This is a genomic window from Burkholderia sp. Nafp2/4-1b (assembly GCF_003635165.1).
Lineage (GTDB): Bacteria > Pseudomonadota > Gammaproteobacteria > Burkholderiales > Burkholderiaceae > Burkholderia.
Genome location: NZ_ML058670.1, coordinates 1 through 15,083 on the forward strand (window position 1 = coordinate 1; position 15,083 = coordinate 15,083).

Genomic DNA, 15,083 nt, shown 5'->3' on the forward strand with positions numbered 1-15,083 from the left:
GAGAACATGGTGTACTCGTGCGCGTACTTCGAGAGCGGCGACGAGGACCTCGCGGCCGCGCAGATCAAGAAGATCGACCACATCCTGACCAAGATCCAGCTCGAGCCCGGCCAGCGCCTGCTCGACATCGGCTGCGGCTGGGGCGCGCTCGTGCTGCGCGCCGCGCAGAAGTTCGGCGCGACGTGCCTCGGCGTGACGCTGTCGCAGAACCAGTTCGATCTCGCGACCGCGCGCGTGAAGGCCGCGGGGCTCGAGGACAAGATCGAGATCCGCCTGCAGGACTACCGCGAGATCGAGGGCCAGTTCGACCGCATCACGAGCGTCGGGATGTTCGAGCACGTCGGACGCAAGAACCTGCCGCTCTATTTCTCGCGCGTGCACGACCTGCTGACCGACGACGGCATCGCGATGAACCACGGGATCACGTCGACCGACGCGGAAAGCGGCGAGACAGCGCTCGGCGGCGGCGAGTTCATCGACCGCTACGTGTTTCCGGACGGAGAGCTGCCGCACATCAGCCTCGCACTCGAAGCGGCGCAGCGCGGCGGGCTGGAGGCGATTGACATCGAAAGCCTGCGGCGACACTATGCGCGCACGCTCGATATCTGGACCGAGAACTTCGAAGCGAAGGCGGAACAGGCCCGTTCGCTCGTCGACGACGAAAAATTCCGCATCTGGCGCGTCTATCTCGCCGGCTGCGCGTATGCGTTCGAGCACGACGACGTGTCGATCTTCCAGATCGTGTGCCGCAAAGCCGGCCGCAGCGCGAAAACGCTGCCGTGGTCGCGGCGCTACATGTACGAGTACTCACTGCCACGCTCGGAGTGAAACTCCGGCCGATACCGGGCGTGGCCATCCGGAAAACATCACCTCCCACAGTGTGAACGACGGGCCCGAGCAGCGTGCGGTGCGCTGGGATGGCCCGCGCAGCGATTCCATGCCGCACCCACCAGCCAGTCCGCCCCGCCTGGGCGTTGCAGAGCAAACGGTTCTAGTCATCGCTCTCGCGATTCGCCGATGCCATTAGCTGCCCCTGTTCACAGGGTGACTTCAGCGCCGCCCAGTGCGCAAGCCCCTCGATGCACGCGCTGCTGTCCTTCGTATGGATGGGTCGGGATTTGTGCTCGGCGGCGCTGTTCTGGGTTCCTTCAGGACATGCGCACGTCTTCATGACCAGGTACCCCAAGCGGCGAACTTTGCGGACTTACCGCCAGCGAGCAGTGCAGCGAGAACCCACATTGATTGTCACCCGCACAGCGTCCCAAACCATCTGCGGCAGACAAATGCGTCCGGTGAATTCGGTTGTGCCCTATATGGTATGGGCGGCACTACCGGGATCCGCTCCATACGGTGCAACGTCTGCACGATATGCGGCGCACGACACCGTCGGCATCGACCTGGACGTCGCCAAAGACCTGGTAGGCCGCCTTGGGTTAGCTTACGAGAGAGCGAGCGGCAGCGGCGTGTAGGGATTTGCCGCCTGTGACGTGCCAACGCAGGCGGACGATGCGACAGGCGGCCGTCCACGAGATTCTCATGCGCAAATTCCTCGCTTGCTCAGTTTGCCGTGTCGTCTCCGATCACCAATCCGCAATCGCTACATCAATTGGATGCGGGAAAGTGAACCTCGTCCGATCCAGTTTACAACCGGACTTGTCGATAAAGTTCGGGCCTGAAGGCCGAGGCTTGCCTCGCGCCGGATCAACTCATCCATGAGGTCCCGACGCTTAAGCGCCAACAGCGCGGCCGACGCAGCGACTCGTTAAACAGCGAGCAAACCGCACATACGCGGCTTGTGAAGGCGATTTGCTGGCCATCAAGACGAATATAGAGGTGCTTTGCTCTATCGCTGACGCCCTTCCCTAGACGCCGCCTAAACTCGCGTGGCAAGATGAATTGGCGGGCCGCTCAACGCATCCAGTAACATCTGACCCGCTTCACGCGGCCCTTAGACTCGCTCCCGCGCTCACGAATGTTATTCTGGACATATTGCTCCCGACGTCGATCGAAATACTTGCACCAACCGTGCCCTCATTAAGCGATGAGTTTATCTTCCAGTTTGCAGGAACTTCAAAATCCGCGCAACCCAATGAAAACTCACCAATATCAAGATATTCGTGCCGCGAAATTAGTTGCCGCATGAATTCATCTGTAATATCGACATTGTTTACAATTACACGGGAAATCTCGTTCTCTCGAACTAGCAGCCTGTTGTCTCCGTCAGCACAGCGATCCATTAATTCACCAAGAAAAATTTCCTGCCGCGACTTAAGCATTGGAGCCCCGACACGGTATACCACACCATCAAATGCAAAATCACCATCGAGCGCGGCGCTTGATCTTCGTCTTGACCGCGCGATTATCGGCAATCTCATAAACTCGCCTATCGCGTAACACCTCCCCTCTCTCATGGAAAATATGTCGCCCCGATGTTCTATTTCGTCACCGAGATAACAAGCAAGTGTATAACCTCGACAACACAGTAGGAGTGTCCGACTCGACAATAGCAATAGATAGTTCAGCGATCGCCGCTCGAGCGTGTTGTGCATACACAGCGACCCCAGCCTCAATATCGAGTAATCCAGAGCAATATCGCTGCATTCATAGGGGGCGACAGCAAGGTATGCCACGATCACATTTGCGCCTTCCGAAAGGACCTGAGCGTCGGTAGCACTCTCCGCCCCGCAACGCAGTTGAAGTGCAGCTTCGATTCCTTCCGGCATGTCGTAGCGCGACAATGCAGTGAAACCATGGCGAATCGCTGCGCGCTCCGCCTGATGGGTATCAACGATGATCGGCATTTCACGCGCCAAAAAGCGATCGAAATAATCTGTAGCGAGCATATGATGCTACTCCCCTATAGTCGGGCAAACATGATGGCGCGTACCGAAGTCGATTTTCCCGACTATAGGCGCACTCCCGCAAAGTGGCTGCAGTCGCTCATCCTTAGAACACTTCGTGCAGGAGAGCAACAATCCACTTGCTCCTGGCGACTTTTGCTCGATCTTAACAAAGCATCGGCATGCACCGTTTCCGAATTCGCTCTCTCCGTGACATGGTCCGATTCCAAACTCATGCCCCGCTGCGAACACCGCGACGAAGACCGATCTCTACTCTGTTTCCGGTGGACCTTGATCGCGCGGGCACTGAGCCCCGTCATCATCATGCCGACATATCCAGTTATCCGCCCAGTCAAGCGCGTATTCAAGTGCAAGCGCTTCGTCCAAAAACTTCGGACCGATCAAACCTGAACGTTCGATTCGCCTGCCGTCCCTCGCAATTTCTACGCGGCATCGATATGAACCGTCTGTCATCCGATCTGCTGCGACACAAATTGCGTAGCGGTGTGGGGCAGTCACCCAGGTGGCGTCGCGAAATGGAGTCAATCGCAGCGGACCGGCCACACATTCTCTGGACACCTCTCCACATTCGGATCCGCGCGACACTGTAGACGCAACCGGGTCAAGCCCGTTGCCTACCTTGTTTTCCGCGGCCTCACGAAGCGGATCATTGATTACAGGACAGTGAGTTGACTGCCACGTCGACGGGCTCTGCCAGAAGACTCCCGCGTGTGAGCCACCATCGCGCCCTCCGGACGACCCGGTCTCCGGTCGGCCACGCGGCGGCGGCGGCTCATAAGGGAGCGCGCGCCCCATTTCCGATAGCCGCGCGACGACGAGTGCGAACGTGCCATCGAGCTGCCATTCCTCGAGACGCCGTCGGCAAGTTATCCCGCATGGATAACGTGCCGGTAGTTGCGACCAGCGATTAGCCGTTGTGTAAACCCAGAGCACGGCATTGAGGATGACACGCGGATCGGCACGAGGACGTCCGCGCATGCAAGAATGATGCAATATGGGATCGTAAAAAATTGGGGCGAGCGCCCGCCATTCTTCGTCCGTGATTTCCTCAAACTTCGATTTATCCCGTACGACGTTCTGGCAGGCATTCGACGTCGCGTCCGCCGCGGTAGTCACTTGCTGAAAAACGTTCTGCTCCATGACCCCACCATTCTCTCAATTCAACAGACTTACCGTTCACCGCAACGGCCCGTGCACATTGGCGCACCAGTTTCACGAGGCCGTACAGGCGAGCATCGGTCACCAAACAATGATCGACTCTTCGAGTCGTACGTTTCCGTGAGATCTGAAATTTCTCGAGCGCCGCGAACCCAAAAACGTTAAAAAAATATCAAGCAGAACCAGTAATTTTATCTTTGTTAACATTTAACGCCCCGGCAGCCCAGCTGGTTTACATGAATGGAATAAAAAATGTCGCCGCCGCGTACATTCCGCACCGGACAAAAATCGACCCACGACGAACAGGCGTTCGATAATTTTAGATGCGGATACGCGACAAGTCGGAATTGTCTCGACGCTTGTAGCGGCCAATTCCACACAATGCCGCAAGCACATGCGCTGCCGGTCGGTAGCGATTCGCCAACCGCGTGAATGCGCGAAGCCGGCACAGGAACGTTGGATGCCGCCGCGTTTGCCGACGTCAGCCGCACTCAGCGAGCGATATTTACAAGCATGAGTGCCACTCCGTTGCCAGTGCTACTGGATCACCATGCTTGGCTAGTCCCGAGTGGCGCGGGCCTTACTTCGCCTTCGCTATCCGCTACACCCAGCCGAACCTGCTACAGGCTGAATCTTTCCCTACATTCGCGCGTGAACTTAAGAGACATCCCACCATTTGCGAAATGTCAATATAAGTTTCCGGTACGTGTTTCTTACAGTCCCAAAGGTGCCCCGTACCTGCACTAGTGAGCGCATTTATCAAGATCATTGCGATGCATGCGACTACCATCCCGCACACATATCGTTGTCAGGATACGCCAATGACTCGCTTAGAAATGCATGACCGGATGACTGCGCTGATCCTCTCAGCGCTCGAATACTGCCGAGCACCTATTCCGCTCCAAGCCAAGCAATTTACGGATGTTCATTCGGGGCCGAACCGCTTCGGCCGCCCTCATGATGATGAATCGAATGTCGGCAGATACTTCGCAAGCACCGTATGCTGGCTGGCGTCTACGGGTTATCTCGCCTATACACAACAAGCCGGCGAAGACTTTACAGGTGTTCGGCTCACTGATAATGGTCGAGAAGCACTCTATACGATACGCCGGCGACTGAGGCGAGTGCCAGCGTGAAATGCGGGCACGGCCGCCGTGCACGAATCGTTGAACCTACAAGTTGATCTCAACGATTTGTTTCGTCGACAGTTACCGATCATAGCGGTCAGCCGACCGACTGTCGCAGACAATACCTTGATTCGCGACGATTGGCTCCTCGGTGTCCTCATCGCAAATTTCGAGGAAACAAGCGTCATCATCCGAAGCTGCGCGTCTCGCTACAACAGGAGGTAAAGCCGGTGAATCGACTTGAGCAACTTGACCAGTGGAACACGACGGTACTCGGTGCGCTTGAGCGCTGCGCCGAGCCAATTGCGCTATGTGCCCGGCAATTTTCTGAAGTCTCGCATGCACCGACTCCGCCACATCCCGAACGCGATGAGCTAACGCACGATGATTGCCCGAACGAAACAAGAATGTTTCTCAATGCGATGAGTTGGCTTGCTGCGAGCGGTTTTATCACGTATTCGAAACAATCGGCCGACAACTTCACCGGCGTCAAATTGACGCGTGCCGGCCGACATGCGCTTAGCGCCATGCGTCAACGAGGGCTGCGGCGGCACACATAGATCCCCAGCGCTTCGAATCCAAACTTTTAACGAAAGCGAATAAGGATTTGCGCCGCAGGCGAATCCTTATCGCGCCAATTGGCGGGCCGCTCCGGCATGTACTTGGAATTCGGAGTTCATTAGGCAGGGGGCCTGGAATAGGCGTCCATTCGCTACCTCTCGTAACGTCTTCATGATCACGATCATCCAGATGATCGCTACTGCCAAGGCTAGAATCTGGCCCAAAACAGTAAATACAACATATCCGGTCAGCTGGCCCAATTTCAACGTAGCGAGCGTATAAACGCCCGGTGGAAATGTGAACCCCCACCAACCAAGATTGAATGGTAGCCCCATACTGTGGTAGCGCACCATGAACAGCACGGCAGTCACTAACCACCACAGGCCGCTGCCCCATAGGAGCAAGCCGCAGATAATACCGAAATCGCGGGCTAATACCGCGACACCAGCCATCATGGTCCCAGTGAACACAGCTGGCGCCACCTGCCCGAGTGTAAGTAACCCAAGGGCACCCGTCCCGATTGGTCCCAGCGTCAGCCATGTAGATGGGCCCAGTTGTGCCGGCGGAAGCTTATGAATGACCAGTCGGAAAAAAATGATCGTTAGTATCGAAAAAGCGAGTGGCACGGAAATGGCCCACAACACATAACCCGCTAGCACGACAAAGCGCGCTGCAGGTGCCGCATAGTGTGGGGCCAGTACCGCAGCACTGGAGGCGAGCACCTCGGGGCCAACTACCGGTAACAAGAGAACCGCTGAGAGTTGCTCCAGCGCATGGCTCTGCTCGGTAAACATCAGATACGGCACACCAATACTAATCACCACAGCCAGCAGTGAATCCACCGCCCACAGCAATAGGGCAATGTCTGTCACGCCACCACCCAGATGACGCTCGCTGAACAATGCCAGACCATTGATAATCGGTACGAGACCCATCGGAATCGCGCCGAGGAACATCGACTGGATCGGGTGATGAAATAGGGGTTTGATAGTTTTCGGGAAAATCACACATCGGCCCGCGAACATTGCGATGAAGAACGTATATAACGCCGCGTTGGCACACCACAACGCAAACGCAAAGTCCGATTGCAAAGTAGAGTAGCTGGGTAGCGACTCAAGGATCAACAGGATGACCCCATTTCCCATCGTCACCGCGAACCAGTTCGGCGTAAATTGTCTAACACGCTCCATCATCGTCTGACGTTCAGGCTGCGGGCGTATCTGAGGACTCACGTTGTTCATCGCTGACGCTCCTCGATGTTAACCTCGTGCACATACTACCAATACGGCGATTGCGCAATATTCGCATCCGCAGACCAAGTTCGCCGGAGTCGACGCTGGGCAGACACTCCGCTGCAAACATTCTATTTGTATTCACCGTTCGGGTCGAAACCACGCGCCGCTACAGGCGCGCAATCGCGGACGGTCTACAACATGAAATGCGATCCTCAATAACATCAAGCGTTGTCGAGCCTGTTCTTCGTCACGACACGCTCGCTAGCAACAATTTCACTCTAAGAGATGTTCCGCGCCTTTGGTCGCTGGCGAGAGCGTGAATCGAACTGTACGATGCGTCCGCGTTGTACTCATTCGACTACTGCGCTTCTCCTTTATTAGACGATATTGCGGAAATACTCAAGCTCTTCAAAAGGAAAAATCTAGTCGCCGCAGATGAAACGGCTCCCGTCGTGAGACGGACAAACCGACCACCCGCTTTGCGGCCGGGGGGCTTATGCGCGGAATTCCGGCGTCTAGAATGCGGTGGAAACACGCTCAATTGTCCCATCTGCCAACGCGAAGAAGCGCGCTGTACCCGTCCGCTACCCAACATGCGGACGTCGTGCAGCCCCTCGGCACCCCTCCCTGCCCGAGCAGTTCGCGCGTCACCAGGCGGTCAAAGTGGTTGGTAGGACCCGGCGCAAGTTGAGCTGTGTCCGATCGGCCATATTGCACCGGCGCCAATGTCGAGGCCAGCTGTCAAACGAGCCCATTTTGAGGCTGACCCGTTTCCGTGAACGGTTGGGCAGTTGAATTTTAAGCAGATGGAGCTCCTCCGTTTGGCATCGTGCTGCGAGTTGTCCACGGCCGGCAGGTCGCCTATCACGACCATGACGCTGGCCGGCGGTGGGCAACTCGCTCGGCGAGCATGTTCGGTCTTGTTCGCGGTGGCTCTGCTCGTACATCATCGGCGAGCGGTAGCCAAGGCTGCTGTGGCGGCGATGTGGGTTATACCAACCTTCGATGAATGAGAAGATCGCGCGGCTTGCTTGCTCGCGGGTTTCGAATCGCGTGCGTGCGAGCAATTCACATTCGAGCGTGGCGAAGAACGACTCGCACATGGCGTTATCAAAGCAGTCGCCCACGGAGCCCATGGATGGGCGCACGCCGGCCTCGCGGCAGCGCCGCCCAAACGCCAGGGACGTGTATTGGCAACCCTGATCGGAATGGTGAATGACACCCTTGGCGTGGTGTTGCGCCAGCGCCATATCCAAGGCCTTGAGCATCAGCTCCGTGCGCAGGTGGTGGCCCATCGCCCAGCCGACGATGCGACGACTGAACACGTCCAGCACCACGGCCAGATAGAGAAAGCCTGCGCGGGTCGGCACGAAGGTCGCGTCGACGACCCAGAAGCGATTCGGCGCATTGGCGTTGAAGTGCCGTTGCACCAAGTCTGGTGCGGCGCGTGCCCCGACTTGTCGTTGTGTCGTGGTGATCCATTTGCGCCGGCTCACGCCACGCAGACCCGCGCTGCGCATCAGTCGTGCGACCCGTTTGCGCGCGACGTGGATGCCTTGCTCAGCCCGTTCCGCGTGAACGCGAGGCATGCCGTAGGTGCCGCGCGAGCCGGCGTAGATGGCTCGGATGCGGGCCGACAGATCGGCATCACTGCAAGCATGCGCCGAGGGCGCGCGTTGACGCCAAGCGTAGAAGCCGCTGGCAGAGACCCCCAGCAGCCGTGCCATCGTCGCAATAGGCCAGGTGGCCTGATTCGCTTTCATGAACACGAACCCTTGTCGGGCAGCGTTCTGGTCTCCCTCGCGAACCAGGCCGCAGCCTTTGCCAAGATCTCGCGTTCAAGCTTGAGCTGGCGGTTCTCACGGCGCAGACGCGATAGCTCTTCGCGTTCAGCCGAGGTCAATCCGTCGTGTCGTGTGCCAGCGTCACGATCAGCCTGGGCAACCCAGCCGTAGGTAGTCGGCGTGCTCGGACCGAACTCTTTGGCCAGTTCTTCGGGGCGACGCCCGGCGTGTACCAAGTCAACGATCTGTTGCCGAAATTCCGGTGCATAGGCGCTCGGTATTTGGACATGATCCGCACCTCCTTCTTGACAGGATAGATCGTGTCCACGAAAGCGGGTCATCTCCATTTCAGTTCGCTCGCCGACACCCGTGTCTTGACCTACGTACGCCATATTTCGTTGTATCGACAAACTGCTATCACCGCCCGCGGTAATTCGCCTCATCCGAGCCAAGATGCCCTACCGAATCGATCAATGCCGGACCCTGAAGGTCTCCGATCGTGCGCTGTGGCATCCGCACATCGATTCCGGTGCGGGGAGCGCAGCAAAGGCAAAAGCGTGGCGGGACGCCGAGTGCTCCGCGGACGCGACAAATGGGTTCGCGGGAGACTGAACCATATCCTATTTGGTTTCCTACTCCGTTACTCCGGATCGACAGGGCATCGATCCCGGACACATCTCGCCTGACACGAACGTGTGCAGCACCGCAATCTTCTTGAACAGGGGCGCGGCAATCCTCCCGTTCAGGGGGGAAGGATAGCGCGGACAGCGTAGCTTTCCTTCTGCGGCGTTAGTGTGGCGTCCGCTGCTGCTCGATGTACTGGCGCACGACCCGGCAAAGTCGGACGGTGACCATCGCGCACCGCCCCACAACTTACACCGATGCACGGGCACAACTTCTGGTGAATCAGCCGGCTCGAAACACCCTTCAGGCTGTTCGCAAGCGCCGATAAACTAAGACGGGCGTCATGCGATGCTTATTGCACTCACGAGCAAGACGGGCCGTACTTCATATGCCAATTGGGTACTACCCCAAAGCGCAAGCTGGCACAATGCCGCTGCCATAAAGACCTGCAACCACATAACAGAAACCACGCTTCGGCCACGGTGATTCAGCTGAACCTACTTCCGGGCAACCGTCGACCAGTACCATTCGGCGGTCAAGTCTAAACCCTGTCGTGTTGTATAGTGAGGATGCCACGCCAGCACATTCTTGATGTGACTGGTATCGAGTTGCAGGCTGTTCGTTACACGCTGGATGGCTCCGCTACACCCCGGTAGGAACCGTAACATGCGTAGACCACCAGCCGGTAGAGAGAAAAGCCGTGCCGGCTTGCCAAGCGCGTCACCCGTCATTCGCAGGAGGTCCGCAATGGAAGGCGCATCATCATCGGCGACGTGGAAACATTCACCTTGTGCGCGCGGGTCAGTCGCGCAGCACAGTAGCGCGTCGGCAAAGTTGTCGACAAAAATGACGCTCCTGCGCGCATGGGCGGCGGCGAGGGGCAATGGCATGCCGCAGGCCACCGCATCCATCATCCGTAGAATGTTCGCCCGCACCCAGGGCCCGTAGACAACTGGCGGACGAACTATCACGATGTCTAGTCCCGCAGACCCTCCAAGCTCCATAAGCCGCTCTTCTGCACACGCCTTTGAACGGCCGTAAGCGTCCTCGGGGGCAGCCGTGCAACGCTCGGTAAGCGGTACTCCAACGTCTCGCTCCGCCACGGCCTTAATACTGCTTGCAAAAACAAACCGACTGGCACCGAACGCCCGCGCCGCCTTTGCAACGCGCAGCGTAGCGGCAATATTACTCGCCTCGAATGCGGTGTCGCGTTCATCCGACTGGTTACGCATCGCATGCACTTGCCCCGCCAAATGGATCACACAGTCCACCTCCCGATTGGCGGTCCATGCATTGATCAAGCCGTCAAAACCGGGGATATCGTGCACCCATTCTCGCACGCCAGGAATGCATACACCCGGCCGACGCACAAGCCCCGTAACACTATACCCCCTTGCGAGCGCGAGACGGCATACCGCGCGGCCAACAAAGCCATTTGCGCCAGTCACAAGGAGTCTGATCACAATCAATCTACTCCAGATCGAACTAGGAAATTTCAGCGATATCCGCAACCTACGGACGCTGCCCAATAGGGTTGTATAACATGGCACCGAATCGGCGCCAACAATGCATACGACCGTCGAGAGCAATTCACACTCGCGGCTTCGTTGCAACCTCCCAAGTTCGGAGCTACCCAGCGTTTCTGTTGCGGATGAGATCACACCAGCCAGAATTGGCGATCCACCGGGCCAAATGTTCCAGGAAAAACCGGTGCTTGATCGTGCGGACTGGTCGTCGCATTTGTCCTGCGCGAACCGGGAGCGACAATTCAGCTAGAACGAAGAGTACTTCCGCGATCCGCAAACTCGATCATGGATAACGATTGTCGCGTTCCGAACACGCTTCACAGGTTGGCGCACGCCACGCACAACCGCTCTGCCCTACAATCGGGTTACCACATCACTCCAGGGATCACCGTGCTGAATGAAAGGTGTGACACTAGCTGCATAAGGTTTCAACCGACCACTTTCGTCCCAGTCGATCGGGGTATTGAAGCTCAATAGAGGCGCCTCGTCGATGCGTGAGCAAAACGTAGCCAAATTTCGCATCTCCGCGCCCATAGCTTGGGCCATGTCTGATCGCCCAGACCACACCCCATGAATCAAATGAGCGCGCAGGACATCGAAGCCGACGTACCGAAACGCATACTGGATTGGCCACAGCAACATGCGCGTATTCAATTCTCTACCATTGTAGGAACACTCATCTACCGAAGCGCCGGTGGTTACGGACAGAAGCATACGCTTTCCCCTGCACCTTCCTCTCTCGAAACGGCGCTCACTGGAATACAGAGCACCATAAACAAATACTCTGTCCATCCATCCCTTAAGCATTGCCGGCGGACCGAACCACCAAAGCGGGAACTGGACCATAATCAAATCAGCCCACTGGACCAGCTCAAGCTCGTGCTGAACGTCCATCGGTAGTGTGTCGTTTTCAAACGCATGACGTTGCTCTGCTTGCACATCGAATATGCTTTCGTCGCTTCGATTCTCAAAATGCATCGACCTTTCGCACGGATCAAATTTATTTTGATATAGGTCCGACACTTTAACTCGATGCCCGCCCCCAATAAACGCCTTGCGTGCCGTTTCCACAAGGCTTGCGTTAAAAGAGTTCGGCTCTGGGTGCGCAACCAAAATATAGACGTTCATCAACCCCTCACGATAAGCCATTAACAATGACGCGCCAAAATCGAATATAGCAGTCAATGCGGCAACACAGATCTTTCCGGATTGAGCTACCAACCGTTGCCGAAGCAGCGCCCCCCTCTGTTGACCCGATAAGATAGCAAGATGCGGCCACGCGCCAATATATAGGACGCGCACCATCCCATGTCCGGAGAATCACACGTCACATGGCAATTAGCCCATCAGCGCAACCGAATTGGATGTTCCACTCAACTGATTCGCAAACGAATTCCGCTCACCTCTCCAATGAACGATTTGACTGCAACTTGCTTAACAACAGGACAAGACACCAGCCAAGGCCATTTCTTGATCATTTTCGGAAACTAATAAGACCACAGGTACCGTACTCGTACAGTCCCCCAAGCGATAATCGAACCGCACCGGGAAACGCATTGCCGCAACGTCGCCACTGATTTCGATGAGGCGTAACGATCTTTGCTGGACGGTCAAACCCGCAATATTTGTCGATGTCGCAGGAACAGCACGACAAACCCATTGCGAAACAAAACGTTGGTGTACGAGCCCATCTACTCACAGCGCCACACAGACCCCATCACTCCGTCAGTGCGCCGCTGCACGTCGCATCGGTCGATTGCCCCCTCAACCGTCCTCGGCATGGAATTGTGTGCCACAAATAACGCATGGCGGACGACGTGTGGCGCCAAGGCGCGGGAGAGCAGGCGCCTCGCGGCCTCAACGTCCAGCCGGCCATCGCACGACGGAATGTAGTGGCAGACGGCCAACAGCCGGAGTGCGCCACCGGTAAACGCAAGACATGATTCACCGACTCCGGGCAACTCGTTGAGCTGCGCTTCGACGTTGATGGTTTTCGTTAAACTGAGCGCAGTTTCGAGCATCCCAATTCCTCAAGCATGCAACAGAAAGGGGGGTTAAGACTCAGCCGCGAGCAATGATCGCTCTCGCACTAAAGTACGATTGTGCATCGATGCGGGGCGAATCGCTTTAAGAATTCGTCCATAGATGGCGCAACATCGTGCAGTCACACGATGGAAAAGCTCCGGCTCGATATAGTGTTGCAATGGTGCAAGAGACCGCGCCGACCATTGGAACAGGGTCGTAATTGACAGGCGCATTAAGACTCCGCGGTACGTCGCCGAGCATTCCGACGGATCAGGCGACGCCCGAGTCCGGGGAACGTTCTATGAATGTCGCCGAAAGTCAATGAGAATAGGATTGACATCGTCGCCGGACTAAAGTCGGGGGATTCCTGCGGTGCTCGTTGCGGCATCAAGCTGCAGTGAGTTGTTTCGGTAGGTCCCTGCTGCTGACGACATGACTACATCACTCAGTTTCACGGGCGCAACGGGCATGTACCGCCGTGAGACATTGACCCCGCCGACCACATCGGCGTTTCTTCTGAACCGCATTCGATACAAGCACCGCTCCCTAGTCTGGCGGTTATCCGCCCACACATGGCCTCAACACGGGCAGGTTCGGCTCATGTTCTGCGGCTCAACGGCGATAAAATATCCACCGTTCCACACCAGTTTGTCGATCAGTTGGCGGCGCGACGCCTCCCGCTTCCGCCTTATAGGTGCCCGGCCTGCACCGAAGGTCGAGGCTTACCGCGCATCGGATCGACTTTAAAGGTGTTCGAGCCTGATGATCGGCAAGAAGAACCTCCCAACCGCCCGCAAGAATGCAGTGGGACGACCTCACTGTCTAGTCGCCGACCTACCTTCCGGCTCCGGCGGCCGCACACCGATCGAAATCGGTCGCTAGTTGAACAACAGCTACATCGCACTGGACGTCTGCCGCTTCCGCGCGATTCTGCGCGTGCTCCCGGAGGAAGGCCGATCGCTGCAAACCAACATCCTCGGGCGAAATGCGCAATCGGTTGATGGCTCGGCCGCTATGCTGATGTCGCGACATCGCTATCGGAGGCCGAAATGACGTCATTGACCATCTCGAGTGCCCAATCAAGCGCCATCCGGGTGTACTTTGAGTATGTGACCGAACTCACCCAACTGCTAATCGCTATCCTTCGCGCGCGTGTTTTCGAGTCGAACGGACGGCGGCACCAGCAAGGCTCAACGCTGCTATCGCACGTCGTTGATTTTATCGCAAAATGGAATAATAAATCGATTGGAACATTTCCGACGAAAGAAGGCGCGCGGAAATTTGCCGGGCAATTCAAGACGGAAATGATAAAAGTCGTCAAAACTGGCAACAACAACCACGATCACCCTAATTCGTATCAAGTATTTTCTGTTGAAATATCGCTTTTGCCTCTAACAGAATTAATAACTGCAGCGTCGGATAACGACAAACATGCAAAACACTTGAAAGTGGTGATGGGCGAACTAACATCCGCGACACCACCGGACTCCAATACAACAATGACGCCCGGGGAATTGTTAAAGCTTATGAGCCCGATCGCACAGGATAATGCTCTTGCTCGCGACTGGATTCAACTTAAACGACAATTTTCGCACATGTCCGATCGCGCACTGCATGACTATCTTCTTAGAATATTTTTAGATAACACCTCTAACTGCATTGAAGAGTGGGAAATAAAAGATAAACACTTTGAATTGATCGAAACTCTTTGGAGGAATCCAGGTTATTTTAACAAAAACGAGAGCTAAAATCGGGCTTTCCGGAGCGGGCCGAATGTGATTCGGTCCCAAGCCGTAACCGGTGCCAGCGCAACGAACTGCGGTCACTCACCGAACCTTTGCTACCGAAGAGAGCATCGCGCGCGCATCGGGGATGCTGTACAGGATTGAGGAAGCGATCAGCGGCAAACCGCCTGACGTGCGCCGTGTGCATCGCCGCGAGCACGCGCGGCCGCTACTCGATCAATTCCATGCGTGGCTCACCACGATGCTGGAGACGTTCTCGCGTGCTGGAGACGCTCACGCGTAAATCCGATGCAAGTCGGGCGATCCTATATGCGCTGAACCGGTGGGAAGCGCCTACACGCTATTGTGATGATGGCCAGGTCGAAATCGACAACCTGCCAGTCGAACGGGCGCTGCGCGGGGCGGCCATCGGTTGACGTTATGCGCACTTCGGGATT

Annotated in this window: 10 protein-coding genes and 2 pseudogenes; 7 read left to right on the top strand and 5 right to left on the bottom strand. The window is 56.6% G+C overall.

The window, feature by feature from the left end:
- On the top strand, positions 1-828 hold an 828-nt coding region (locus tag C7H84_RS35600; RefSeq protein ID WP_162999511.1), incomplete at its 5' end, for a cyclopropane-fatty-acyl-phospholipid synthase family protein.
- Positions 829-1,937: 1,109 nt separating this feature from the next.
- On the opposite strand, the gene C7H84_RS36860 is transcribed toward C7H84_RS35600, so the two are convergent.
- Entirely contained in the window at positions 1,938-2,843 is a 906-nt protein-coding gene (locus C7H84_RS36860; protein ID WP_162999512.1) for a hypothetical protein, read from the bottom strand.
- 1,997 nt (positions 2,844-4,840) lie between these two features.
- Here C7H84_RS36860 and C7H84_RS36865 point away from each other — a divergent pair.
- Together C7H84_RS36865 and C7H84_RS36870 are read left to right on the top strand one after the other, a co-directional pair.
- Positions 4,841-5,155, top strand: a complete 315-nt coding sequence (locus tag C7H84_RS36865) for a hypothetical protein (RefSeq protein WP_162999513.1) — start codon at positions 4,841-4,843, stop codon at positions 5,153-5,155.
- Between the two features lie 221 nt (positions 5,156-5,376).
- The gene (locus C7H84_RS36870; protein WP_162999514.1) at positions 5,377-5,706 is read left to right on the top strand and encodes a hypothetical protein; all 330 of its coding nucleotides are present in this window, start codon (positions 5,377-5,379) and stop codon (positions 5,704-5,706) included.
- A 66-nt stretch (positions 5,707-5,772) separates the two neighbouring features.
- Here the strand turns inward: C7H84_RS36870 and C7H84_RS35610 are convergent, their stop codons facing one another.
- The 4 genes and pseudogenes from C7H84_RS35610 to C7H84_RS35625 all read right to left on the bottom strand — a co-directional run bounded on the left by C7H84_RS35610 (position 5,773) and on the right by C7H84_RS35625 (position 12,181).
- On the bottom strand, positions 5,773-6,948 hold the full coding sequence (locus C7H84_RS35610) for a TDT family transporter (RefSeq protein WP_240462206.1): 1,176 nt from the start codon (positions 6,946-6,948) through the stop codon (positions 5,773-5,775).
- A 920-nt stretch (positions 6,949-7,868) separates the two neighbouring features.
- A pseudogene (locus C7H84_RS35615) lies at positions 7,869-9,007 on the bottom strand (IS3 family transposase); the annotation flags it as partial.
- 840 nt (positions 9,008-9,847) lie between these two features.
- Positions 9,848-10,813: an NAD-dependent epimerase/dehydratase family protein gene (locus C7H84_RS35620; protein ID WP_121863159.1), complete on the bottom strand. Its 966-nt coding sequence runs from the start codon at positions 10,811-10,813 to the stop codon at positions 9,848-9,850.
- Between the two features lie 417 nt (positions 10,814-11,230).
- Positions 11,231-12,181 (bottom strand): NAD(P)H-dependent oxidoreductase, encoded by a 951-nt coding sequence (locus C7H84_RS35625; RefSeq protein WP_121863156.1) that lies wholly within the window; start codon positions 12,179-12,181, stop codon positions 11,231-11,233.
- 1,602 nt (positions 12,182-13,783) lie between these two features.
- On the opposite strand from C7H84_RS35625, the gene C7H84_RS36875 reads away from it, so the two are divergent.
- From C7H84_RS36875 to C7H84_RS37655, 4 genes and pseudogenes are all read left to right on the top strand, one after another.
- A complete protein-coding gene (locus tag C7H84_RS36875) occupies positions 13,784-13,954 on the top strand; it encodes a hypothetical protein (protein ID WP_162999515.1) in 171 nt (56 codons plus the stop codon).
- A complete protein-coding gene (locus C7H84_RS36880) occupies positions 13,951-14,649 on the top strand; it encodes a hypothetical protein (RefSeq protein ID WP_162999516.1) in 699 nt (232 codons plus the stop codon). Before C7H84_RS36875 ends, C7H84_RS36880 begins: the two co-directional genes overlap by 4 nt.
- Before the next feature lie 124 nt (positions 14,650-14,773).
- Positions 14,774-14,929, top strand: coding sequence for a transposase (locus C7H84_RS37650; protein ID WP_276208447.1), 156 nt, complete (start codon positions 14,774-14,776; stop codon positions 14,927-14,929).
- Positions 14,928-15,044, top strand: a pseudogene (locus C7H84_RS37655) (transposase); the annotation flags it as partial. The gene C7H84_RS37650 and the pseudogene C7H84_RS37655, both read left to right, overlap by 2 nt.
- Between the last annotated feature and the right edge of the window lie 39 nt (positions 15,045-15,083).

Excerpts from the sequence above, each read along its gene's own strand:
- C7H84_RS36865 (WP_162999513.1), top strand. The coding sequence starts at position 4,841 with ATGACTCGCTTAGAAATGCATGACCGGATGACTGCGCTGATCCTCTCA.
- C7H84_RS35625 (WP_121863156.1), bottom strand. The coding sequence starts at position 12,181 with ATGGTGCGCGTCCTATATATTGGCGCGTGGCCGCATCTTGCTATCTTA.
- C7H84_RS36880 (WP_162999516.1), top strand. The coding sequence starts at position 13,951 with ATGACGTCATTGACCATCTCGAGTGCCCAATCAAGCGCCATCCGGGTG.
- C7H84_RS37650 (WP_276208447.1), top strand. The coding sequence starts at position 14,774 with ATGCTGTACAGGATTGAGGAAGCGATCAGCGGCAAACCGCCTGACGTG.
- C7H84_RS35610 (WP_240462206.1), bottom strand. The coding sequence starts at position 6,948 with ATGAACAACGTGAGTCCTCAGATACGCCCGCAGCCTGAACGTCAGACG.
- C7H84_RS36860 (WP_162999512.1), bottom strand. The coding sequence starts at position 2,843 with ATGCTCGCTACAGATTATTTCGATCGCTTTTTGGCGCGTGAAATGCCG.